The following is a 23,834-nucleotide window of genomic DNA, read 5'->3' as shown; positions in this document are numbered from 1 at the left end:
ATGCCGCCGTCACTCGATCCGCTCTGGCAGGCGCTGCACGCATTGCCCAACGATGTCGCGATGGCGATGATGGGGGCATTCGGCCTGCTCGTCGGAAGCTTTGTGAACGTGGTTGTGCATCGTGTGCCGCGCATGCTCGAAGCGCAATGGGCGCGCGAGGTGGCGGAATGGACCGGGCAATTGCCGCCGGTTGCGCCACGCTTCAATCTGGCCTGGCCGCCATCGCACTGTCCGCGTTGCGAGACGCGCATCGCCCTGCGGCACAACATCCCCGTACTTGGTTATCTCTGGCTGCGCGGACGCTGTGCCGGTTGCGGCGAGGGAATCTCCGTGCGATATCCACTCGTCGAAGTGGTGGCGGGGGCCATGTTCGCGGCGATTGCGTGGCACTTTCTGCCTTTGATGCAGTATCTGCCCATGCTCGCCTGGTGTGGGTTCGGCGCGACGCTGCTGGCGCTCGCGCTCATCGACGCGGACACACGCTTGCTCCCCGACGCGCTGACGTTACCGCTGGTATGGTCCGGATTGCTGTGCAGCGCCGCGGGGGTGACGTTGCCCGTCGATGCGGCGGTGACCGGCGCCGCGCTGGGATACGGTGCGATGTGGACGATGGCCGGCGCGTACCGCGCGCTGACCGGTCAGGACGGTCTGGGCGGGGGCGACGCCAAGCTCGTGGCCGCGTGCGGTGCGTGGCTCGGCTGGGTTGGCGTGCCGCTGATGCTCGCGTTCGGCGCCACCGCGGCTACCCTCGCCTTTGCGGTGCTGGCGCTTTGGCGCGGCCGCGCCGCGCATGCGCCGCTGCCGTTCGGACCGTGGCTGAGTCTCGGCGCACTGGCGAGCGCGCTATGGGGCGAGCGGTTCCTGGATCTGTGGCTGTATCCGGGCGGCTAAGGCCGGTGCACCCTCCGACGGTGTCGACGACGCGCGCGGCGTGGCGGCGCTCGTATGCGGCGCGCCGACGGCGTGGGCGAGCATCAGGTCGGCCGCCTTCTCGCCGATCATGATCGACGGCGCGTTGGTGTTGCCACCGATGAGCGTGGGCATGATCGACGCGTCCACCACGCGCAGTCCCTCCACGCCGCGCACCCGCAATGCCGGATCGACGACCGACGCCGCATCGCTGCCCATCCGGCAGGTGCCGACGGGATGATAGATGGTGTCGGCGCGTTCGCGAATCAGCGCGGTCAGCGCTTCGTCCGATTCCACGCCACGGCTGTGCAACTCCCGTCCCCCGAACCGTGCGAGCGACGGCGCGGCGAGGATGCGGCGAATCACGTGTACACCGCGCAGCAAGGTGTCGACATCTTCCTGCGCCTGCAGGAAGGCCGGGTCGATGAGCGGTGCGTCGCGCATGTCCGCCGAGGCGAGCGTCACGCGCCCGCGGCTCTTGGGTCGCAATACGCAAGCATGCAGCGACAGCCCGCGCGGCAGATGCACGCGGCGATTGTGATTGTCGCAAACCCCGACCAGGAAGTGCATCTGCAAATCCGGCCGCGCGAGCGCCGGATCGCTCTTCAGGAAACCACCGGCTTCGGCCACATTACTCGCGAACAACCCGCGGCGTGTGCGCAGATATTCGAAACCCTGCGTGAGCAGATGCCAGAGCCCCGCCGGGGTGTAGCCGACGAGTTCACGGTGCGCAACGTACTTGTTGACGATGAAGTCGATGTGGTCCTGCAGGTTCTCGCCCACCCCCGGCGCGTTGACAAGCACGGCCACACCGTGCGCGCGAAGTTGTGCGGCGGGGCCAATGCCCGAGCACATGAGCAACTGCGGCGAGTTGAACGCGCCGGCGCTCAGCACCACTTCGGCGCGAGCGCGAATCGTCTCGAGTGCGCCGCGACGTTGCAGCCTGACGCCCGTCGCGCGCTTGCCGTCGAAGACGATGCGCTGCACGAGCGCGTCGGTGATCACATGAAGGTTCGCGCGCGATTTGCCATGCAGATAGGCGCGCGCGGCATTCCATCGTTGCCCGTCCTTTTGCGTCACCTGATAGATGCCCGCGCCTTCGTACTGCGGACCGTTGAAATCGTCGGTCACCGGAAATCCGGCCTCACGCGCGGCGTCGACGTAATGACGCGAGAACGGATTGATCGTGCGAAGGTCGGCAACGTTGAGTGGACCTCCGCTGCCGTGCCACGCGTCGGCGCCATGCGTGTTGCGCTCGTTGTTCTCGCTGCGGCGGAAGTAGGGAAGCACGTCGTCCCATCCCCAGCCGTCGCATCCGGCCTGCGCCCAATCGTTGTAGTCGTCGGGGTGGCCGCGCGTGTAGATCATGGCGTTGATCGAGCTGGATCCGCCCAGGCCGCGCCCACGCGGCTGGTAGCCCTGACGTCCGCCCAATCCCGCCTGGGGTGTGGTGCGATAGCCGTAATTGCGGCGCGATCGGAACGGCACGAGTGCCGCCAGTCCCAGCGGCAGGCGAACGAGAAAGCTGTCGTCGGGCGGACCCGCCTCGATGAGCGCGATCGTGCACTGCGGCGCACCGTCGGCCAGTCGCGCGGCCAATGCACAACCGGCCGAACCGCCGCCGACAATGACGTAGTCGTAGTCCATGCTGTCATCCTCCCTTGGATGGGCACCGCTATCGCTGTTGCGCGGCTGTCCGGCCGCTTTTTTTGCGCCGACGGATTCGCTCCGCACGGCGTGTCGTTCGACCTGTCGTGGTGCTTTTCTTCGTGCGTGATGCCACGCTGCGCATCGCGCGACCGGCGGCGAGCGCACCTCTGATGGGCGGCACTTCGCGGCCGTACCTTGCGGCGTCAATTTGCAGTGTCGATTTGCAGTGTTGATTCGCGGCGGCACTCATTGTAGGCAGACAAACCGTGTGCGCGGGGGGCAAGTGAAGCATTCCTCTAATTTCTGCGAACATTCGACGCCAACCGCTATGATGAAACGATCGCCTCGGGTGACCGTCCGATACATGACCCATGGAGACACGGATGACTGAAGCCTGGCAGACCCACGACGTGACCAATCAGGTGCCGCCGCTCGTCGACTACAACCTTTACGCGACCGACGCGGCGCTGCAGGCCGCCGTGGCCGTCTTCGGTGCCGATTGGCACGCGAAGGAACTGCATCGTCAGGGCGCGCGTCTGGGCGAGGCGGAAGTGCAGCAGTGGGCGCAGGCGGCCAATCGTCACGAACCGGAGCTGCAGTCGTTCGATGCTCGAGGCAATCGCATCGACCACGTCGAGTTTCATCCGGCATGGCATGCCCTGATGGGTTTGTTGCGCGGTGCACAATTGCAGTCGCTGCCCTGGGCGAATCCGCGCGGCGGGGTCATGGCGGCGCGCACCGCGTCGTATTTCCTGCACGCGCAGAATGAAGCCGGCGCGTTGTGTCCCACGACGATGACGTTCGCGAGCATTCCTGTGCTGATGAAGGAAGCCGCGCTGTTCCCCGCGATCAAGGACAAACTGCTCGCGCCGCAGCATGATCCGCGCGACGTGCCGTTCGCGCAGAAGCACGCGATGCTGGTCGGCATGGGGATGACGGAGAAACAGGGCGGCTCCGACGTTCGCACCAACACGACGGTGGCGACCGACGGCGGTCGCGGCGAGTTTTCGCTCGTTGGCCACAAGTGGTTCTTCTCGGCGCCGCAGTGCGACGCCCATCTGGTCCTCGCGCGCGAGGGCGACACCGATGCGCTCTCGTGTTTCTTTGTTCCCCGGTATCGTCCTGACGGCGGCAAGAATGCCGTGCAGGTGCAGCGTTTGAAAGACAAGCTCGGCAATCGATCGAACGCCAGCAGCGAGGTCGAGTTTCTGGGCGCGTACGGTACACGCGTGGGCGCCGCGGGGCGCGGCGTGCCCACCATCATCGAGATGGCGACGTACACGCGGCTCGACTGTGTGATTGGCAGCGCGGCCATGATGCGCGCCGGCGTCGTCCAGGCGATCCACCATGCGCGGCATCGCGCGGCGTTCGGCGCGAAGCTCGTCGATCAGGATCTGATGACGGCCGTGCTCGCCGATCTCTCGCTCGAATCGGAGGCGGCGACGTGGCTGGCGATGCGACTCGCGCGTGCGTTCGATGCGAGCGCCGCTGACGACGACTCGCCCGTCGAGCGCGCATGGCGGCGCGTGGTGCTGCCTGCCGCGAAATTCTGGGTATGCAAGCGCGCGCTGGAACTGGCCGGCGAATGCATGGAAGTGTGGGGCGGCAATGGCTACGTGGAAGCGGGGCCGCTCGCGCGGCTGTACCGGGAGGCGCCCGTCAACTCGATCTGGGAAGGCTCGGGCAACGTCATGTGTCTCGACGTGTTGCGCGCGATCGGTCGCGAGCCCGACGTCGCGCAACGCTGGTTCGAATGGCTGACCGAACGCGTGGGCTCGCATGCCGTGCTGCGCGCGGCGCTGGCGCAGCTCCATGGGTGGCTGGCCGCCGATCCGGCAACGCACGCGGTGCGCGCGCGCGCCATCGCGCAGCAGATCGTGCTGCTCGCGCAGGCGGCATTGCTGCTCGAACACGCCCCGATCGCGCTCGCGCACGGCTTCATCGAGAGCCGTTTCGCCACGCAGGGCGGACGTGTCTACGGGGTGATGCCCGACACGCTTGCCAAGGCGGTGCAGCGTGCGTGGCTCGACCGGGCGTTCCCGGGGGCAGCGGGCTGACACGAATGGGTTACCGGCATACGGTTTATCGGACGTCACGACAAGACAGATCGACATAACAACGCCGCGACACGATGCAATCCCGCATCGCAGTGCGGGCAGGGAGGAGCAGGGCATGGGTCACCACCACGAACCGGGCGGGCTGCACGAGGCGACGCCGATGACACTCGATACCTCGGTCGACGACGACATCGCACGCGCGCAATTGTTGCCGCGCTTCGACGCCATGCGGCGCGCGCACGACGCGTCGCCGCACGTCGACTGGCCGATGCGCAAGCGTCAGCTCGAGGCGCTTCAGGCCATGCTGCACAAGTATCGCGACGCGTTCGCCACTGCCATCGATGCGGACTTCGGCGGACGCTCGTCGCAGGAAACCGACATGCTCGAGCTGTTCCCGGCGCACGGCAACCTGAAGCATGCGCTGGCGCACACGCGGCGCTGGATGCGGGGCGCCCACGGCTGGGCGCACCTGTGGCTGCTGCCGGGACGCCGGTCGGTCGTACCGCAGCCGCTAGGCGTCGTCGGGGTGATCGTGCCCTGGAACTATCCGCTGCTGCTCGCCGTGGGCCCGCTCACCGACGCCCTGGCGGCGGGCAATCGCGTAATGATCAAGGTCTCGGAAATCACGCCCCGTTTTGCGGAGGTGTTCGCGGCGGCCGTGGCCGATACGTTTGCGCCAGAATGGGTGACGGTGGTGACCGGCGACGCACAGATCGCCCGCGCATTCTCCACGTTGCCGTTCGATCATCTGCTGTTTACCGGCGCGACCTCGATCGGGCATCACGTGATGCGCGCGGCAAGCGAGCATCTCACGCCGGTGACACTGGAACTTGGTGGCAAGTCGCCGGCCATCATCGGCCCGGGCGCACGCTGGGACCATGCGGTGGAGCGCATCATGTTCGGCAAGCTGGTCAATGCAGGGCAGACCTGCATCGCGCCCGACTACGTGCTGGTGCCGCGCGAGAAGCTCGACGCCTTCGTGACGAGCGCGCGGCGGACGGCAGCTCGGCTTTATCCGAACGCGGTGGACAATCCGCAGTACACGAGCATCGTGTCGCCCCGGCATTTTGCGCGCCTGACCGGGTTGGCGAACGAGGCGACGGCGCAGGGTGCCACGGCACACGCGCTTTTCGACGCGGAACCGCAGGCGGCGCGCCGGCGTATGCCTCCGGTGGTACTCACGGGCGTGCACGACGGCATGCGTGTGATGCGAGAGGAGATTTTCGGGCCGTTGCTGCCGGTCGTGCCCTACGACAATCTGGACGCGGCGATCGCCTACGTCAACGAGAGACCGCATCCGCTCGCGCTCTATGTATTCGATACCGACGATACGCGCATCGATCACGTGGTACGGAACACGCTCTCCGGTGGCGTGACGATCAACGACACGCTGCTGCACGTGGCAGAGCACACCCTGCCGTTTGCGGGAGTGGGGCCGTCGGGCATGGGCGGCTATCACGGCGAAGCGGGCTTTCGCACGTTCTCCAAGGAGAAACCGATCTTTCGGCAGTCGCGCTGGAACGGCACCGCGCTGCTCAATCCGCCTTACGGCAAGGCGTTCGGCATGCTGATCCGGCGATTCCTGCGATGAGCGTGGCGCCCGGATCGCGAACCGGCCGTGGCGCGGTGATCACGCAGCGATATTGCGGCCATATCGCAGTCGCCGGCCTGTGAAGACAAAACCCCCGCCGGGGTGACCCGGGCGGGGGTTGTGTCGTTCGGCGCCGGCTGGCGGGGGCCAGCTTGGGTGCAACTCGGCTCAGGCCACGGCGCGCAGACCGGCGTCGGCGAGCAGGGCGTCGGCGCGGTCGGTTGCTTCCCACGAGAATTCCGGCTCTTCACGGCCGAAGTGACCGTAGGCGGCCGTCTTCTCGTAGATCGGGCGCAGCAGGTCGAGCATCTGGATGATGCCCTTCGGGCGCAGATCGAAGTGCTTTTCGACGAGTTCCGCGATACGCTGATCGCTGATCTTGCCGGTACCGAAGGTGTTGACCATCACCGACGTCGGGCGTGCCACACCGATGGCGTACGAGACCTGGATCACGCACTTCGAGGCCAGGCCGGCGGCCACGATGTTCTTCGCGACGTAGCGGCCGGCGTAGGCTGCCGAGCGGTCGACCTTCGAGGGGTCCTTGCCCGAGAACGCGCCACCGCCGTGCGGCGCGGCGCCGCCATAGGTGTCGACGATGATCTTGCGACCCGTGAGGCCGGCGTCGCCCTGCGGGCCACCGATCACGAAACGGCCGGTCGGGTTCACCAGGAACTTGATGTCACCCTTGATGAGGTCGGCCGGCAGGACCGGCTTGATGACTTCTTCGATCACGGCTTCGCGCAGCGCGTCCAGCGCGATGTCCGGATGGTGCTGCGTCGAGAGCACGACCGTGTCGATGCTGTGCGGGCGGCCGTTTTCATACTTGATCGTGACCTGCGACTTGGCATCCGGACGCAGCCAGGGCAGACGACCGTCACGGCGCACTTGCGACTGGCGCTCCACCAGACGGTGCGACAGGTAGATCGGCAGCGGCATCAGCTCCGGCGTTTCATCGCACGCATAGCCGAACATCAGGCCCTGGTCGCCGGCGCCCTGATCGAGGTTGTCGTCATGCGCACGGTCCACGCCCTGGGCGATGTCCGGCGACTGGCGGTCGTAGGCCACCAGCACGGCGCAACCCTTGTAGTCGATGCCGTAGTCGGTGTTGTCGTAGCCGATGCGGCGGATCGTGTCGCGCGCCACCTGCTGATAGTCCACCGTGGCGGACGTGGTGATTTCGCCGGCGAGCACGACGAGGCCCGTGTTGCAAAGCGTTTCCGCGGCAACACGTGCGTACTTGTCCTGCGTCAGGATGGCGTCGAGAACGGCGTCGGAGATTTGATCGGCAACCTTGTCCGGGTGGCCTTCAGAGACGGATTCGGAGGTAAAAAGATAATCGTTCGCCACTTCTGGCTCCTCAATACGAATTTGGCGACTCACGTTGCCGTCATCGGAGGCGAAGCGGCGACGCTTTAGCGGAAAATTGGTCGGATGCGCTGCCGGTAAGGTCGCTCACCCGAATCGCCCCGCAAGTTGTCAGTTAACTCGGCGATGTCGCTTATTATACGCCCCTGAAGAAATCCTGCTTGCGACATGGCATCCATTACCAAGAAATCCGTCGGGTACTACCTGAGCGTCGGCCTGCTGCGCGGGCTGAACTTGCTGCCCTACAGCTGGGTCGCGCGTTTCGGCGCGGCGCTGGGGCGCTTGCTTTACGCCATTCCGAGCTCGCGCAAGCGAGTTGTGCACACCAACCTGCGCCTGTGTTTTCCGCACTGGGACGACGCCACGCGCGAGCGCGTCGCCAAGGCGTCGTTCGTGCATGCGATTCGCAGTTACGCCGAGCGCAGCGTGCAGTGGTTCGCCGACGGCAAGAAGCTCGAGCGGCTCATCGAAGTCGATTCGGCCGTCGACCTCAAGGCCCCTGACATGCCGCCGACAATCCTGCTGGGGTTTCACTTCGTGGGCATCGAGGTGGCCTCGGTATTCATCAACTACCTGCTCGACCGGCCGTGCGCGTCGCTCTACACGCCGATGTCGAATCCGGCGTTCGACGCCATGGCGCGCGAGCAGCGCGGGCGGTTCGACGCCGAAATGATTCCGCGCGGCGACAGCGCCCGCGACGTGCTGCGCATGTTCCGCAAAGGCAAGCCCGTCATGCTGGCCGCCGACATGGACTATGGCGCGCGCAATTCGGTGTTCGTGCCGTTCTTCGGCGTACCGACGTGCACCCTGACGTCGGTTTCGCGGCTGGCCGAAGTCGGCCGCGCCCAGGTCCTCCCCTTCATCGGCGAGGTGCTGCCCAACTACAAGGGCTATCGTTTGAAAGTCTTTCCGATTTGGGAAAACTACCCGAGCGGCGACCCGGCGGCCGACGCGCGCCGCATGAACGCCTTCCTCGAGGAGCAGATCCTGAAGATGCCGGAGCAGTACTACTGGGTGCACAAGCGCTTCAAGACGCGGCCAGAGGGCCAGCCCGGGGTGTATTGACGGCACCGGATGCGCGTCGACCTTCTCCACTACAATAGCGGCATGAAGCTCAAATTCACCAAGATGCAAGGTGCCGGGAACGACTTCGTCGTGATCGACGGCATCTCGCAGACCATCGATTTCACGCCGGAACAGTGGCGTGCGCTCGCCGACCGTCATTTTGGCGTCGGCGCCGATCAGTTGCTGCTCGTGGAGCGCTCGACGCTGCCCGGCGTGGACTTCCGTTACCGCATCTTCAATGCCGACGGGGGCGAGGTCGAGCATTGCGGCAACGGCGCGCGCTGCTTCGTGAAGTTCGTGCGCGACACCGGGCTGACCGACAAGCGCTCGGTGCGCGTGGAGGTGCAGCAAGGCGTGATCGCGCTCACGATGCGCGAGGATGGACAGGTCAGCGTGGATATGGGCGCACCGATCCTCACGCCGTCGGACGTGCCGTTCGACACCGCCGGCCTGCAAGGTCGCCGCGAGGGTGACGACACGCTCTGGCCGCTGGACGTGGCCGGCAAGACCACGTGGATTTCCGTGGTGTCGATGGGCAACCCGCATGCCGTGCAGGTCGTGGACAACGTCGACACCGCACCGGTCGCGACTGACGGTCCGCTCGTCGAGCGACACGCCCGTTTTCCGCGTCGCGTGAATGCCGGCTTCCTGCAGGTGGTCGGGCCGCACCAGGCACGACTGCGTGTGTACGAGCGCGGCGCGGGCGAAACGCTTGCGTGCGGCACCGGCGCGTGCGCCGCGGCGGTGGCGGGTATCCGTCGCGGGCTGCTGCGCGCACCGGTCGCGATTGAGACGCACGGCGGCACGCTCACCATCGATTGGGATGGCGAGAGCGGTTCGGTCATCATGACGGGGCCGGCCGCCACGGTCTTCGAGGGCACGATCGAGATCTGACAGGCGACGCCGTTGCGTTGGACCTGACGGCCCGGCAGGACTGTACGATATTTGGTTTCTGACGAATTCTGATTTAGCGACCCAGGCGGCCGCCGGCCCTCCCTGAGCTCAGGGGCGGTACGTGGCAGTTGACGAACAGCAGACGGACACTCATGAACGACCGAGATATTGCGGAATACCTGATCGCGCATCCCGACTTCTTCGAGCGCCATGCCGAATTGCTGGCCGGCGTGCGGCTCACCAGCCCGCACGGCCAGCGAGCGGTGTCGTTGCAGGAGCGCCAGATCGAGATGCAGCGCGAGAAGACCAAGCAGATCGAGCGGCGCCTCGCCGAACTGATGCGCTACGGCCACGAGAACGACGACATCTCGGCCAAGTTGCACCGCTGGACGCTCGGTCTGCTCGGCGAGCGTGATCCGCACGCGCTGCCCGAGGCAATTGCCCGTGGCCTGCGCGACGTCTTCAACGTGCCGTATGCCGCCGTGCGTCTGTGGAACGTGGCCGCGCCTTATCAGCCGGCCGATTTCGCCCGCAGCGTGAGCGAGGAAGTGAAGATCTTCGCGTCGAGTCTGGTCACGCCGTATTGCGGCGCGAACACCGGTTTCGAAGCCGTGACGTGGTTGGGGGCGCCGAGCGATCCCGCGTCGGTGGCGTTGCTCGCGCTTCGCGACCCGCAGGTCACCGACGGGCCGGTCTTCGGCCTGCTCGTGATGGGCTCGGAAGACGCGCGCCGTTTCCACGAGGGCATGGCGACCGACTTCCTGACGCAGATCGGCGAGCTGGCCGGCGCGGCGCTGGGCAAGCTGCGCGCGCACGACTGATGTCCACCCGGCAGGCCGCGTCCGGCAAGTCGCAAGCCCGCGCGCCAGCCGGCACCGTGGCATCCGCCACGTCCCATGCGACGGCCGGTACTGCCTCCGATCGCACGCCCGCCGGTACGGCGCCGCTGGAACCCGGCATTCGCGCCTATCTCACGTCGCTGGCCAGCGAGCGCAAACTCGCCGGCCTCACCCTGGAAAACTACACGCGCGACCTGCGCCAGTTGCAGCGCCTGGCGGGCGGTCGTGCGCTCGAATCTCTGCAGCACGGCGACATTCGCCGGTTCGTGATGCAACTGCACGGCGAGGGCCTCGTCGGTCGCTCCATCGCGCGCAAGCTCTCGGCGTGGCGCGGGTACTTCGCATGGCTCGCGCAGCGCGCCGCGCTCGCCGCGAATCCCGTCGAAGGCGTGCGCGCGCCGAAGCAGCCCAAGCCGTTGCCCAAGGCGCTCTCGCCCGATCAGGCGTCGGCGCTCGTCGAGTTCGAGTCCGGCACGTCGGCGGAGGCGGTGCGCAACCGCGCGATGTTCGAATTGCTGTATTCGTCGGGGCTGCGGCTCTCCGAGCTCACGAGCCTGGACCATCGCTACGTCGATGCCGACAGTTACCGCTCGATCAGTTGGCTCGACCTGCCTGAGCGCGAAGTGGTCGTCACCGGCAAGGGGAACAAGCGTCGGCGGGTGCCCGTGGGAGAGAAAGCGGCGCAGGCGCTGGCCCAGTGGCTCGACGTGCGCGCGCCGCTCGCCACCGCCGAGCCGCATGCGCTGTTCCTGTCGGCACGCGGCAAGCGCATCGGCGCGCGCGCGGTGCAGCAGGGGCTCGCGCGTCACGCGCTGGCGGCCGGCCTGCCCACGCACGTGCATCCGCACATGCTGCGCCACTCGTTCGCCACGCATGTGTTGCAGTCCTCCGGCGATCTGCGCGCGGTTCAGGAAATGCTCGGGCACAGCAACATTTCCACGACACAGATCTACACCAAGCTCGACTTCCAGCATCTCGCCAAGGTCTACGACCAGGCGCATCCGCGCTCGCGCAAGAAGCCCTGAGGCTTTCCGGCCGGCGGCACGAGTCGGTGTAGAATCGCGTCCTTCCCCAGCAAGTCCGGCAGGTGACCCGCGTCGTGCGCGTCGGCATCGTTCCGTTGGTCGATTGACTCGCGCGAGACCGCCCAGCCGTGCCCTGCGACTTGCCGCCACTCCGAATGCAACCGTTGGTCCGTCCCGCATGAATACCTTGACCCTCAAGCCCGGCAAAGAAAAGTCCTTGCTGCGCCGCCACCCCTGGATTTACGCCACCGCCGTGGCGCGCGTGGACGGCAAGCCGACTTCCGGCGCAACGGTCGTGGTGCGCGCGGCGGACGGTCGCTTCCTCGCCCGCGCCGCCTTCAGTCCGGTCTCGGCCATTCGCGCCCGCGTGTGGACGTTCGACGAGGGCGAGCCGGTCGATCACGCGTTCTTCAAGCGCCGCGTGAGCGCCGCGCTCGCCTATCGGCAGCAGATGGTGCGCGACACGGGCGCCACGCGCCTGATCTTCGGCGAGGCCGACGGGCTCCCGGGACTGATCGTCGACCGTTACCAGTCGGCGCCCGGCGCACCGGTGTCCGATCAACTCGTGTGCCAGTTCATGGCCGCCGGTGTGGAAGCGTGGAAGGACGCCATCGTGAACGCCCTCGTCGGCGCGACCGGCTGCCCCAATGTCTATGAGCGCTCCGACGCCGCCGTGCGCGAGCGCGAAGGCTTGCCGAGCCTCACCGGCGTGCTGGCCGGCGCCGAGCCGCCGCAGGCGCCGGACCTGCTGACCACCCACGAGTGCGGCGTGAAGTATTACGTCGACGTGCGCAACGGCCACAAGACCGGCTTCTACGTCGACCAGCGCGACAACCGTCTGCTCGTGCAGCAACAGGCCAAAGGCCGCGACGTGCTCAACTGCTTCTGCTACACGGGCGGGTTTTCGCTGGCGGCGCTGGCCGGCGGCGCCCAAAGCGTGCTGTCGATCGATTCGTCTGGCGAGGCCCTGGCGATCGGCGCGCGCAACGTCGAACTCAACGGCTTCGACGCCGCCCGCGCCGAGTGGCGCGATGCCGACGTTTTCAAGACGTTGCGCGCATTGCGCGACGAGGGCCGCACGTTCGACATGATCGTGCTCGATCCGCCCAAATTCGCGCCGTCGGCGCATCACGTGGAGCGTGCCGCACGCGCCTACAAGGACATCAACATGGCCGGCTTCAAGCTGCTGCGTCAAGGCGGCCAGTTGCTCACGTACTCATGCTCGGGCGCCATCGACGCCGACCTGTTCCAGAAGATCGTGGCCGGCGCGGCCGTCGACGCCGGTGTCGACGCGCGCATTCTGCGCCGTCTCTCCGCCGGCATGGATCACCCGATGCTGACCCAGTTCCCCGAAGGTGAATACCTCAAGGGACTTTGGTTGCAACGCATGTAAGCAATCACTTCTTTGTGGGGGCGTCAGCCGAGCGTTAGCGCCACCACACCGAGGGCAATGAGGACGGCGCCGCCGATACGGCGGTGCATTTCACCCTCGCCGAGCACGCGCACACCGAGCAGCGCGGCGATCATCATCGACATCTCCCGGGCCGGGGCCACGTGCGAAACCGGGGCGTACTTCAGCGCCGTGAGGATCAGAAAGTACGACATGGGCGAGATCAGGGAGATCAGCACGATCTTGCGCCAGTTCGCCTGCCAAAGCATGACCATGCGGGCCGGCCGCGCGCAGGCCGCCGGCGCGGAGAGCGCGACGCGCAGCACGTTTTCCAGGTAGTAATAGACGAGCGGAGCCAGCAGCAGGGTGCGCATGGCGTAGGCGTCGGCGAGCGTGTAGGCCGCGATGAAACCGCCCGTCAGCACGCCCCAGCCGGCGCCCGCATGCATGCTGCCGCGCCGGAACAGGCGCTCGCCGCCCGCAATGATCAGCACGCCACCCACCACCAGAGCGATGCCGGTGAGCGCGAGCCAGCCCGGACGCTCCCCGAGCAGCACGATGGCACCCAGCGACGACAGCAGCGGGCCGGTGCCGCGCGCAAGCGGATACACCACCGACAGGTCGCCCACCCGGTAACCGCGCTGGAGCACCAGCGTGTAGCCGTAATGCAGAAAGGCGCTCAGCGCGATGACGCCCCAGCCGAGCGCGCTCGGCCAGTCGGCATGCGAGCCGATCAGGAAATACAGGGCGAGCGGGGTATAGAGCACGACCGTGGAGAGCGCGTACATGAAGACGAGCTGCGGGCCGCCCCCTTCGCGCGTGTCGATGCGTTTGGCGAGGAAATTCCAGGTGGCGTGCAGGAATGCGGCGGTGACGACAAGGGCGAGAGCGGTGGGCGACATGGCGGCGGGGGATTTTTGCGTCAATTGTATGACGCATCGCACACCCGCTTTCGGTCAAGATGACGCCTTTTTCCTCGAGACTGCCTCGGAATCGACAGTTTTTGCAACTCGGTTGCAGCGCTCACGGGGGTGTGCTTAAATCGATTCATGAGCCTTACTCAACTACAACCGTATCTGGAAGCTGCCCGCGCGAGCTTACAGGAGCAATCGGGCCGCGTGACCTCGGGGCGTGTCCGTGTGTTGGCGCTGCTGCTCAAGGCAGGCCGCCCGCTCACCCATCAGGAAGTGCTGGCCGACCTGGCTACCGACGCCGATCCGCTCGACCGCGTGACGGCCTATCGGGTGCTCGACTGGCTTGTCGCGCAGGGCTGGGCCATCAAGCAGGCAGGCGACGACCGCATTTTCCGCTTCGTCATGGCGGAGCACGTCGACCCCCAGCGCGCGGCTTCGCCCCGGCCGCACACGCAGCACGGTCATTTCCGTTGCGTCCGCTGCCATCGCACTTTCTGCCTTGACGATTGGCCCCAGCATCCCCAATTGAGTGAGCGCGAACTCAAGCGCCTGCCCAAGGGGTTCGTGGGCGAACAGGTCGAGCTGCTGATTCACGGCACCTGCGCGCAGTGCGCGGGTGCCCCCAACTGACGCGTCCCAAGCCGCCTTTCGTCACCTCGGGTACAGTAAGTGACATTCCGGCGGCACCGGGTACGCCGCATCACAACAGGACATTGCATTCATGACCCCCGTCACCATCCTGACCGGCTTTCTCGGCAGCGGGAAAACCACGCTGCTCAAGCGCATCCTGACCGAAGCGCACGGTATGAAGATTGCCGTCATCGAGAACGAGTTCGGCGAAGAGAACATCGACAACGACATCCTTGTGCAGGATAACGCCGAGCAGATCGTGCAAATGAGCAACGGCTGCATCTGCTGCACGATCCGGGGCGACCTGGTGCAGGCGCTGTCGGACCTGAACAGCCAGCGCGATGCCGGCACGATTCAATTCGACCGGGTCGTGATCGAGACCACGGGACTGGCCAACCCGGGCCCTGTGGCCCAGACGTTCTTCATCGACGACGAGGTGGCCGACACCTATCGGCTCGACGCGATCATCACCCTGGTCGACGCCAAGCACGGCCAGCAGCAGCTCGATCAGCACGAAGTGGTGCAGCGTCAGGTCGGTTTCGCCGACCGGTTGTTCATCACCAAGGCCGATCTGATCACGTCCGAGGCGCTCGACGACCTGAAGCACCGCCTCGCACACATGAACCCGCGCGCGCCGCAGCAGGTGGTCGATTTCGGGCAGGCCGACCTCAAGGAGATCTTCGATATCCACGGCTTCAACCTGAACGACAAGCTCGACATCGATCCGGAATTCCTCGCGGCCGACGATCATTCGCACGACCACGATCACCACGACCATGACCACGATCACGCCCATTGCGATCACGATCATGGCCAGTGCGCCCACGAAGGGCACGACCACGGGCACCACCATCACCACCATCACCACCACGCCCACCACGACGACGCCATCAAGTCGTTCGTGTTCCGTAGCGACAAGGCATTCGATCCGGCAAAGCTCGAGGATTTCCTCGGGAGCATCCTGCAGGTGTACGGCGAACGCTTATTGCGTTATAAAGGCGTATTAAACATGCGTGGCATCGACCGCCGGGTCGTGTTCCAGGGCGTGCACCAGATGATGGGCAGCGACGTGGGCGCGAAATGGCAACCCGGTGAGACGCCGAACACCAAGATGGTGTTCATTGGTGCCGAGCTGCCGAAAGACATCATCCTGCAAGGGCTGGAGCGCTGTCTGGTCTGAACGGGACTGCCGAGCCGAGCGACGGGAAACCCCTTAACCGGGACCGTCGAGCGATTCGGTTACAATACCTGCCCACTGGGCTGCCGCCAGCGAGTTGACGCGGCATTCCGGAGGGTAGGCAGGGGAGCACCTCCATGGCCACCGCCTCTCGCAAGACTGCCACCGCACGCCCCACGCGCCGGTCAGAACCGGCGCCGGACGCGGGCGCCAAGCGTGCTCCAGCAGGCAATTCGAAGACGGGCGAAAAGGCTGCCGCCAAAAAGGGGGTGCCCAAATCGTCCGGCAGGAACGTAACCCAAGAAGCCGCCCGCGGCATCGCCGGTAAGCAAGACGTCCCACCCGCTGCAGGGGCGTCGCCGGACTATCCGAAAGAGACGCCACAAAAACCCATGAGCAAGAAAAGACTTTTGACCGAGGCCGAAATTCTGAAGATGGGCGAGAAGGACTACATGAACGAAGAACAACTCGCCTTCTTCAAGGATCGTCTGGAAAATCTGCAAGCTGAAATTCTGCGCAATGCCGGTCAGACGACCGAAAACCTTCGCGAAACCGTCGTCGTGCCGGATCCGGCCGATCGCGCCACGATCGAGGAAGAGCACGCTCTGGAGCTCCGTACCCGCGATCGCGAACGCAAGCTGCTGAAGAAGGTCCAGCAGTCGCTCGCCCGCATCGAGTCCGGCGAATACGGCTGGTGCGAGGAAACCGGCGAGCCGATTGGCGTGCCGCGTCTGCTTGCCCGTCCGACGGCCACGCTTTCGCTCGAAGCGCAGGAGCGCCGCGAACTGCGCCAGAAGCTGTTCGGCGACTGATCCGCACGCGCAATCCGGTCCGATGCCGCGCGGTGGCGGCAGCCGCAAGGTCGTCGGGCCCCTCGGTTTGCCAAAGGCATGTCTGCACGACATGCCTTTTTTATTTCGTCATCGCCGCCGACCGGCCGTCGGCCTGCCCGCGACTGTGGCTTGCGTGCAACGCGCAGTAAGCCTCCCGGGACATCCCACTTTATGGCAGAATTGCAACTCAGTTGCAAATTCATCCTCCCATGTCGTCCATCGATCCCGCCTCCCGACTCCGGCGCGCGTGTCTTCGCGCGGCGCGCGGCCGTGCCTGCGGCGGCTGGACGGCGTGGCTCATCGTTGCGCTGGTTTGCGTGCAGATTTGGGGCCTGCAGCACGAGATCGTGCATGCGCGGGGGCTGACGCAGGTCGTCGCGCACGGCTCCCGGCCGGCAGTCAAGTCGACGTTTGGTGCACGCCTCCAAAGCGCGGTGCCGGGCGCCGATGCGCCGTCCGGCGTTCCCGACACCCGGGCGTCCATCGTTGCCGACGACGATGACAACGATGACGACGAGGCCGCGATCCCGCCGGAGCCATCCGCATACGCCGGCCAGATGGGCTTTGGCGGCCACCAACATCATTGCCACCTGTTCGAAGGCGCCACGCTCGCCGCAGCCTTCGCCGTTGCGGTGCTTGTGTGGAAGCACGCGGCCGTCGACGCAACGGTGCCCACGTGTACCACTGGCAGGCGCCACGTCAGTGCGCCGCAACTGCCCTTCGATTCCCGCGCGCCGCCGGGCGCGGTCTGAGTTCACGCGCACGTTCCGCGCGAATCCCTGCCGACTTCCCGACTGACCGTCGTGGCCTCCAGAGCCGCGAGGCAGGCGTGCGACCGCGCGCGATCTGCGCGGGGCAGGCGTTCGTTCGCGCCGATTCACGGGGTATTCGGGCGCCGCACGACGGCATCCCGATTCAACTCAAAGAAAACAGACCGACATGGCCAACCTAGTTTCCAACGCCGCGAAAGCCTCCGCGGTGTCTTCGCTCGCCTCTGCCTCCGTGGCCATTTCCCTGGCCGTTCCTTTCGTTGCCGGCCAACCGCCCGCGCGCCGCGAACGCCGTCGGGTGAAGCCGCTACCGCTGGCCGCCGCGCTGAGCGTCGGTGCGCTCGCGCTGGCGAGCCCGTCCACCCGCGCCGCCGATGTCACGCCCGCGCCGAGCGTCGTGCCGGAAGCCTTGCTGCCCGCCACTTTCGTGACCGGGAACCCGCTCGGGCGCGCGGTCGCGGAGCTGACCGTGCCGGTGACCGAGCTCGACGGCAAAGCGCTGGCGCTGCGTCGCGCCGGCACGCTCGGCGAGACGCTGGACGGCTTGCCGGGCGTCTCGTCCACGTCCTACGGCCCGAACGTCAGCCGTCCGATCATCCGTGGCCTGGACGGCGATCGCATTCGCGTGCTGCAAAACGGCACCGCCTCGCTCGATGCCTCGTCGCTGTCCTACGATCACGCCGTTGCGCAGGACCCCTTGTCGATCGAGCGCGTCGAAATCGTGCGCGGCCCCGCCGCGCTGCTCTACGGCGGCAATGCGGTCGGGGGTGTGGTCAACACCCTGGACAACCGCATTCCTCGCGAGTCGCTGACAGGAATTTCCGGCGCAACGGATTTCAGCTTTGGGGGGGCCAACCGCGAGCGCGCCGGCGCTGCGCAACTCGAATTCGGCAACGGCCAATTCGCCTTCCATGTCGACGGCTTCGCGCGCAAAAGCGCCGACCTGCGCATTCCCGGCTTCGCCCACTCGATACAACGTCGCGCCCTCGACGGAGAGGAGGCGCCGCAAGCGTCCGGCACGCTGCCCAACAGCAACGGGCAGGTCAGCGGGGCAGCGGCCGGGGCGTCGTGGACGTGGGCCGACGGCTACGCCGGGCTGTCGTATTCCGGTTATGACTCCGACTACGGTACCGTTGCCGAGGAAGACACGCGCATTCGCCTGCGCCAGCAGCGCCTGGCGCTGGCAAGCGAGGTGCGGAATCTGAGCGGTCCGTTCACGGCCTTCAAGTTCGACTTCGGTTACACCGACTACGAGCACAAGGAAATCGAAAACGGCGAGACGGGCACGACGTTCAAGAACCATGGCTACGAGGGACGCATTGAAGCGCGGCACGCGAGGATCGGGCCGGTGGAGGGCGCCGTCGGCGTGCAGTTCTCGCAGAACACCTTCTCTGCGCTCGGGGAGGAGGCGTTCGTGCCGAAGAGCGATACGAATACCGTGGCGCTCTTCGCGCTCGAGGAGTGGGCCGTCGATCCGGCGGTGAAGCTTTCGTTCGGCGCACGCGTCGAGCATTCGAGCGTGAAACCGACCGCCGGGGGCAACGCCCGCTTCGACAACCTGCCGTCGCGCAATTTCACGCCGGGCAGCGTGTCCGCCGGCGCCGTGTTCGGCCTTGCGCCGGTATGGTCGTTGGCGGTGAACACGTCCTATACGGAGCGTGCGCCCACCTTTTACGAGCTTTATGCCAACGGTCCGCATCTGGCGACCGGCGTGTGGGAGATCGGCAATCCGCAGGCGTCATTGGAAAAAGCTGTGTCGACAGACGTCTCGCTGCGCTACGCAAACGGCCCGAACAAGGGCAGCGTGGGCGTCTTCTATAGCCGCTTCTCGAACTTCATTGCGCTCAACAATACCGGCCGCACGCAGGCGCTCGACGACGACACGATTCCTGTCTACCAATATGCTGGCGTGCCCGCCGACCTCTATGGCGTGGAAGCCGAAGGCCGGGCACGTGTCTGGCAGGGCCATGGCAACCTGGACGTCGAACTGCGCGGCGACTACACCGTGGGCCGCAACCGCGATACGGGCGAACCTCTGCCGCGCATCGCGCCGTTGCGTCTGACGGGAGCGCTCGTGTACGGGTTGGGGCGCTGGGGCACCCGGCTCGAAGTGGTGCACGCGAGCGCGCAGGGTCGCGTGCCGGCCAACGAACTGACGACGAGCGGCTACACCACGCTCGGCGCGTCGCTCACGTACCAGTTCAAGGCGGGCGGTGCGCAGTGGCTGGCCTACCTCAAGGGCGAAAACCTGACCAATCAGGAAGTGCGTCTGGCGAGTTCGGTGCTGCGCGACATTGCGCCGCAGGGCGGTCGCGCCGTGCGGGTGGGGCTGCGCACCACGTTCTGAGTGGAAATCTGCCGCAAAAACGAAGCAAATTCCGAGAATTCGCTTCGTTACTATCCATTCGCGCGGTGCAATGCCGCGCGAATTTCGCGATCCATGCCGCGCTACGCAGTAGCGGCGGGCGCTCGGCGGAGAGGCTCTCGCTTCGCCGTCGACGCCTCTTGATATTCGTTCGATTGCCCTAAACTACAGTGACGTCTCGCCCGGTCCGGGCGCGTCGTCACGGTCGTGAGACGCGTCGGTCGTCCGGGCCAACCGTTACGGGGCGCGCGTCGCCCCCCGAAAAGGAACAGGCATGGAGCAATATCACGGCACCACCATCGTCTCCGTTCGACGCGGCGATCAGGTCGCGCTCGGCGGCGACGGACAAGTCACGCTCGGCAATATCGTGATGAAGGGCACGGCGCGCAAGGTGCGCACGATTTACGACGGCAAGGTCATGGTCGGCTTCGCCGGCGCGACGGCCGATGCATTCTCGCTGCTCGACCGTTTCGAAGCGAAGCTGCAGAAGCACCAGGGGCACCTGACGCGCTCGGCGGTGGAACTCGCCAAGGACTGGCGCACGGACCGCATGCTGCGCCGGCTCGAAGCCATGATGATCGTCGCCGACGCCGAGACCACGCTGGTCATCACCGGCAACGGCGATGTGCTCGATCCCGAGGGCGGTGTGGCGGCGATCGGTTCGGGTGGCTCGTACGCGCAGGCCGCGGCCCGCGCGCTGGTCGAGAACACGGAACTCACGCCTGCCGAGATCGTCAAGAAAGCACTGACGATCGCGGGTGAAATGTGCATCTACACCAACGGCAATCACATCATCGAATCGCTGCCGCCGAAGGCTGCGAAGTAACGACGGACGACGCTCGCGCCGCGGCAGGTGGACTCCTGCGGCGCGAATGGCCGGCCGACGGCACAACGACTGTCGGCCGGCCGCGCGTCACCCTCTGAGCGAACCCCTAATCTGGCGAACGTCATGACCCATATGACCCCCTCCGAGATCGTTTCCGAACTCGACAAACACATCATCGGCCAGCACAAGGCCAAGAAGGCTGTCGCGGTGGCGTTGCGCAACCGCTGGCGCCGTCAGCAGGTGGCCGAGCCCCTGCGCCAGGAAATCACGCCGAAGAACATTCTCATGATCGGCCCGACCGGTGTCGGCAAGACCGAGATCGCACGTCGTCTGGCCAAGCTGGCGGACGCACCGTTCATCAAGGTCGAGGCGACCAAGTTCACTGAAGTCGGCTATGTGGGCCGCGATGTGGACAGCATCGTGCGCGATCTGGCGGAAATCGCGATCAAGCAAACGCGCGAAGCCGAAATGAAGAAGGTGCGCACCAAGGCCGAAGACCGCGCCGAGGACCGCATTCTCGATCTGCTGCTGCCGACGGGGCGCGAGTCGTCGCGCGACATCCGCTTCGGTTCGGCCGCGCACGATACCGAGCCGAGCGGCGAGGATAACGCCACGCGCCAGACGTTCCGCAAACGTCTGCGCGAAGGTGCGCTCGACGACAAGGAAATCGAGCTCGAAGTCGAGATTCCGGCGCAGGGCATGGAAATCATGGGCCCGCCCGGCATGGAAGAGATGACCGAGCAGATCAAGGGCATGTTCGCGAATCTGGGCAACCAGAAGAAGAAGCGTCAGAAGCTCAAGATCAAGGACGCGCTCAAGATCCTGACGGATGAGGAAGCATCGAAGATGCTCAACGACGAAGAGGTCAAGCAACTGGCCCTGCGTAACGTCGAGCAGAACGGCATCGTGTTCCTCGACGAAATCGACAAGATCGCCACGCGCAGCGAAGTGGGTGGCGGTGACGTGTCGCGTCAGGGCGTGCAGCGCGATCTGCTGCCTCTGGTCGAAGGCACGACCGTGAGCACGAAATTCGGCATGATCAAGACGGATCACATCCTGTTCATCGCGAGCGGAGCGTTCCATCTGGCCAAGCCGAGCGATCTGATTCCGGAGCTGCAGGGGCGCTTCCCGATTCGCGTGGAGCTCGAATCCCTGTCGGTCGAGGACTTCGAAGCCATTCTCACGCAGACGGACGCAAGCCTCGTCAAGCAGTATCAGGCCTTGCTCGCCACGGAAGACGTGACGCTCGAGTTCGCGCCGGACGGCATCAAGCGTCTCGCCGAGATCGCGTTCTCGGTCAACGAGAAGACGGAGAACATCGGCGCTCGGCGTCTGTACACCGTCATCGAGAAGCTGCTTGAAGACATTTCGTACACCGCCGGCAAGCAGGCGAACGAGGTGGTGACGATCAATGCCGAGTACGTCAACCGCTTCCTCGAGGAAGTGGCGCAGAACGAGGACCTGTCGCGCTACGTGCTGTAACCGGCGCTGCCGGAAAAAGTCGAACCCCAAAGGTTGGAGTGACCTCCGGCCCTTGGGGTTTTTTCATGACTGTCGCCGTCGCTGGTGACGGGCGCGATGCGTGCCAGGGGTGTGATGTGTACAGGGAGCGGCGCGTCGATATCGGAATCGCGCTCGCTGACGGTGATCGTTACTGTTTGACCGGCCGCTTGAGCAGCTTGCGCTGCAACGTACGTCGATGCATGTTCAGGGCGCGCGCCGTGGCGGAGATGTTGCCGTGGTGCTCGGCGAGCACGCGCTGGATGTGCTCCCACTCGAGGCGTGCCACCGACAGTGGCGAGGGGTTCTCGATGGCTTCGTCGGCCTGCGCTTCGCTGGCGTCGCTGCGCAGCGAGGCGAGAATCGTGTCGGCGTTGGCGGGCTTGGCGAGGTAGTTGTCCGCGCCGTCCTTGACGGCCTGCACGGCGGTCGCAATGCTCGCGTAGCCGGTGAGAACCAGCATGCGGGCCTTGGGTTGCAAGGCGCGCAGCGGCGCGATGAGCGGCAGACCCGAGTCGTGCCCCAAATGCAGGTCGACCGAAATCAGATCGAACTGACGCGTGCGTGCCGCGAGCAGCGCGGCGGCGCTGTCGGCGGCGATCTGCACGTCGTAGCCACGGCGCGTGAGCGCACGGGCGAGCGTCTCGGCGAAGACCACGTCGTCGTCGATAAGGAGGAAGTGGGAGGCGTTCATGTCTGACTCCGCGAGCCGAAGAAGAAGGTGGCCATCGGCAGGCGCAGCTCGGCGCGCGTGCCTTGCGGCGTGTTGGGGGTAAGGGTGATGTCGCCGCCGAGGCGCTGCGCGCTGGCGAAGGCGAGATACAGCCCCATGCCGTGCCCGCCGTGCGTGCTCATGACCGGCGAATTGCCCAGGCGCGCTCGCAGGTCGGCGCTCATGCCGGGACCTTCGTCGCAAACGGTGAAGCGCACATCTTCGGCAGTGACCGACACGTCGAGCGCGACCGACGACGGGCTGAAGTAGGCGGCATTGTCGAGCAGGATCGTCAGAATCTGCCCGACCTGCACCGTGTCTTCGATGCGCGCCGTCAGGTTGGACGGCACATGTAACTGGAACTGAACCTGCGGGTGTCGCAGGCGCCACTGAGTGGTGAATGCGGGCAACCACTCGGCCATGGCCTGACGCACCGGGGCCGCCGCCCGCGTTTGCACGTGGCCGATGGCGCTCTTGCACAGCGCGATCTGTTGTTCGAGCGTCTGAAGATCGGGTTCGAACGGCTTCAAGGCGTCGTTGCCGCGGCTCTCGCTGCGCAGCTCACCGACGACCACGGCCATCGTCGAGAGCGGCGTGCCCAACTCGTGGGCGACGCTCGCGGCCTGAGCACCGAGGGCCGCCATGCGCTCGTCGCGCAGCAGGCGTTGCTCGGCGCGCGCGAGCTGGGCGTCGCGTGCGCGCAGGGCTCGCGACATGCGCGACACGAACCAGGCGATCACGAGCACGCTCACCACGAAGTTCACCCACATGCCGGCCAGATGCAGGCGCAGCAGATTGCCCGGATCCGCCAGATCGAGCGGCACGTACTGGAAGTTCAGCGCGCCGTAGGCGACCAGCGAGAGCAGTGCCAGTTGCGACGCATTGCGCCACGGCAGCACGGCCGCCGCGATGGCGAGCCCCGGCAGGAAGAGCGACACGAACGGGTTGGTCGCCCCGCCGGAGAAGAACAGCAGCGCTGTCAGCGCGGCCAGATCGACGAGCAACTGGCTCATCAGATCGAGATCGGTGCGGCGCTTGGCGCGCTCGACGCCGCGTCGCGCGCGCACCCACGTGAGCACGTTGAACAGGACTTCGAGCGCGATGATCGTGAGCATCGGCTCGAGCGGAAGACGTACGCCGAGCCAGAGTTGCGCCACGCCGATGGTCGCGAGCTGGCCGACGATGGCCAGGCAACGCAGCCAGAAGAGCTGCACGACGTTGGTTCGCTCGATGGGAAAATGAGTCATACAGGAAGTGTACCAAGTCCGCGTGTCCGCCCCGGTTGCCGCACCGACCGCTGCGACACTCTGCCGCACGGGCGC

20 protein-coding genes are annotated in these 23,834 nt (G+C 66.1%); 15 read left to right on the top strand and 5 right to left on the bottom strand.

All coding sequences use genetic code 11. The features are described from left to right. On the top strand, positions 1–891 hold the full coding sequence (locus PMO31116_RS06990) for a prepilin peptidase (RefSeq protein ID WP_246185181.1): 891 nt from the start codon (positions 1–3) through the stop codon (positions 889–891). Here the strand turns inward: PMO31116_RS06990 and PMO31116_RS06985 are convergent. Then, the gene (locus PMO31116_RS06985) at positions 844–2,556 is read right to left on the bottom strand and encodes a GMC family oxidoreductase (RefSeq protein WP_246185180.1); all 1,713 of its coding nucleotides are present in this window, start codon (positions 2,554–2,556) and stop codon (positions 844–846) included. The genes PMO31116_RS06990 and PMO31116_RS06985 overlap by 48 nt on opposite strands. 386 nt (positions 2,557–2,942) lie before the next feature. On the opposite strand from PMO31116_RS06985, the gene PMO31116_RS06980 reads away from it, so the two are divergent. Continuing rightward, positions 2,943–4,616, top strand: coding sequence for an acyl-CoA dehydrogenase family protein (locus PMO31116_RS06980; protein ID WP_150566086.1), 1,674 nt, complete (start codon positions 2,943–2,945; stop codon positions 4,614–4,616). 226 nt (positions 4,617–4,842) lie between these two features. Continuing rightward, on the top strand, positions 4,843–6,207 hold the full coding sequence (locus PMO31116_RS06975; protein WP_425494778.1) for a coniferyl aldehyde dehydrogenase: 1,365 nt from the start codon (positions 4,843–4,845) through the stop codon (positions 6,205–6,207). Positions 6,208–6,375: 168 nt separating this feature from the next. On the opposite strand, the gene metK is transcribed toward PMO31116_RS06975, so the two are convergent. Beyond that, positions 6,376–7,554, bottom strand: coding sequence for a methionine adenosyltransferase (gene metK / locus PMO31116_RS06970; protein WP_150566084.1), 1,179 nt, complete (start codon positions 7,552–7,554; stop codon positions 6,376–6,378). Between the two features lie 186 nt (positions 7,555–7,740). Between metK and PMO31116_RS06965 the strand changes: the two genes are divergently transcribed. The 5 genes from PMO31116_RS06965 to PMO31116_RS06945 all read left to right on the top strand — a co-directional run bounded on the left by PMO31116_RS06965 (position 7,741) and on the right by PMO31116_RS06945 (position 12,788). After that, positions 7,741–8,637 carry a lipid A biosynthesis lauroyl acyltransferase gene (locus tag PMO31116_RS06965; RefSeq protein ID WP_150566083.1) on the top strand — a complete coding sequence of 299 codons (897 nt, stop codon included), beginning with the start codon at positions 7,741–7,743 and terminating at the stop codon, positions 8,635–8,637. Between the two features lie 42 nt (positions 8,638–8,679). Beyond that, the gene (gene dapF, locus PMO31116_RS06960; protein WP_150566082.1) at positions 8,680–9,531 is read left to right on the top strand and encodes a diaminopimelate epimerase; all 852 of its coding nucleotides are present in this window, start codon (positions 8,680–8,682) and stop codon (positions 9,529–9,531) included. A 152-nt stretch (positions 9,532–9,683) separates the two neighbouring features. Beyond that, entirely contained in the window at positions 9,684–10,352 is a 669-nt protein-coding gene (locus PMO31116_RS06955) for a DUF484 family protein (protein ID WP_150566081.1), read from the top strand. Continuing rightward, on the top strand, positions 10,352–11,395 hold the full coding sequence (gene xerC / locus PMO31116_RS06950) for a tyrosine recombinase XerC (RefSeq protein WP_150566080.1): 1,044 nt from the start codon (positions 10,352–10,354) through the stop codon (positions 11,393–11,395). Before PMO31116_RS06955 ends, xerC begins: the two co-directional genes overlap by 1 nt. 178 nt (positions 11,396–11,573) lie before the next feature. Further along, entirely contained in the window at positions 11,574–12,788 is a 1,215-nt protein-coding gene (locus tag PMO31116_RS06945) for a class I SAM-dependent rRNA methyltransferase (RefSeq protein ID WP_150566079.1), read from the top strand. A 23-nt stretch (positions 12,789–12,811) separates the two neighbouring features. Here the strand turns inward: PMO31116_RS06945 and PMO31116_RS06940 are convergent, their stop codons facing one another. Further along, positions 12,812–13,687 (bottom strand): DMT family transporter, encoded by an 876-nt coding sequence (locus tag PMO31116_RS06940; protein ID WP_150566078.1) that lies wholly within the window; start codon positions 13,685–13,687, stop codon positions 12,812–12,814. 147 nt (positions 13,688–13,834) lie between these two features. On the opposite strand from PMO31116_RS06940, the gene PMO31116_RS06935 reads away from it, so the two are divergent. The 7 genes from PMO31116_RS06935 to hslU all read left to right on the top strand — a co-directional run bounded on the left by PMO31116_RS06935 (position 13,835) and on the right by hslU (position 21,782). Beyond that, positions 13,835–14,329, top strand: coding sequence for a Fur family transcriptional regulator (locus PMO31116_RS06935; protein WP_150566077.1), 495 nt, complete (start codon positions 13,835–13,837; stop codon positions 14,327–14,329). A 91-nt stretch (positions 14,330–14,420) separates the two neighbouring features. Continuing rightward, positions 14,421–15,509: a CobW family GTP-binding protein gene (locus PMO31116_RS06930; protein WP_150566076.1), complete on the top strand. Its 1,089-nt coding sequence runs from the start codon at positions 14,421–14,423 to the stop codon at positions 15,507–15,509. Positions 15,510–15,898: 389 nt separating this feature from the next. Beyond that, entirely contained in the window at positions 15,899–16,318 is a 420-nt protein-coding gene (gene dksA, locus PMO31116_RS06925) for an RNA polymerase-binding protein DksA (protein WP_023598079.1), read from the top strand. Positions 16,319–16,548: 230 nt separating this feature from the next. After that, complete coding sequence (locus tag PMO31116_RS06920) at positions 16,549–17,091, top strand: hypothetical protein (RefSeq protein WP_150566075.1); 543 nt, start codon at positions 16,549–16,551, stop codon at positions 17,089–17,091. A 187-nt stretch (positions 17,092–17,278) separates the two neighbouring features. Continuing rightward, positions 17,279–19,456 carry a TonB-dependent receptor gene (locus PMO31116_RS06915; protein ID WP_246185179.1) on the top strand — a complete coding sequence of 726 codons (2,178 nt, stop codon included), beginning with the start codon at positions 17,279–17,281 and terminating at the stop codon, positions 19,454–19,456. Positions 19,457–19,748: 292 nt separating this feature from the next. Continuing rightward, positions 19,749–20,300 carry an ATP-dependent protease subunit HslV gene (hslV, locus tag PMO31116_RS06910; RefSeq protein ID WP_023598076.1) on the top strand — a complete coding sequence of 184 codons (552 nt, stop codon included), beginning with the start codon at positions 19,749–19,751 and terminating at the stop codon, positions 20,298–20,300. A gap of 123 nt (positions 20,301–20,423) precedes the next feature. Further along, complete coding sequence (hslU, locus tag PMO31116_RS06905) at positions 20,424–21,782, top strand: ATP-dependent protease ATPase subunit HslU (RefSeq protein ID WP_023598075.1); 1,359 nt, start codon at positions 20,424–20,426, stop codon at positions 21,780–21,782. Between the two features lie 169 nt (positions 21,783–21,951). Here the strand turns inward: hslU and PMO31116_RS06900 are convergent, their stop codons facing one another. Both PMO31116_RS06900 and PMO31116_RS06895 read right to left on the bottom strand, forming a co-directional pair. After that, positions 21,952–22,494 (bottom strand): response regulator transcription factor, encoded by a 543-nt coding sequence (locus tag PMO31116_RS06900; protein WP_023598074.1) that lies wholly within the window; start codon positions 22,492–22,494, stop codon positions 21,952–21,954. Beyond that, the gene (locus tag PMO31116_RS06895) at positions 22,491–23,759 is read right to left on the bottom strand and encodes an ATP-binding protein (RefSeq protein WP_023598073.1); all 1,269 of its coding nucleotides are present in this window, start codon (positions 23,757–23,759) and stop codon (positions 22,491–22,493) included. Before PMO31116_RS06895 ends, PMO31116_RS06900 begins: the two co-directional genes overlap by 4 nt. Positions 23,760–23,834 lie beyond the last annotated feature (75 nt).

Origin of the sequence: Pandoraea morbifera (genome assembly GCF_902459575.1) — a bacterium.
GTDB lineage: Bacteria > Pseudomonadota > Gammaproteobacteria > Burkholderiales > Burkholderiaceae > Pandoraea > Pandoraea morbifera.
The sequence above is the reverse complement of the archived record's forward strand: the minus strand, read 5'-3'. Positions and strand labels throughout refer to the sequence as shown.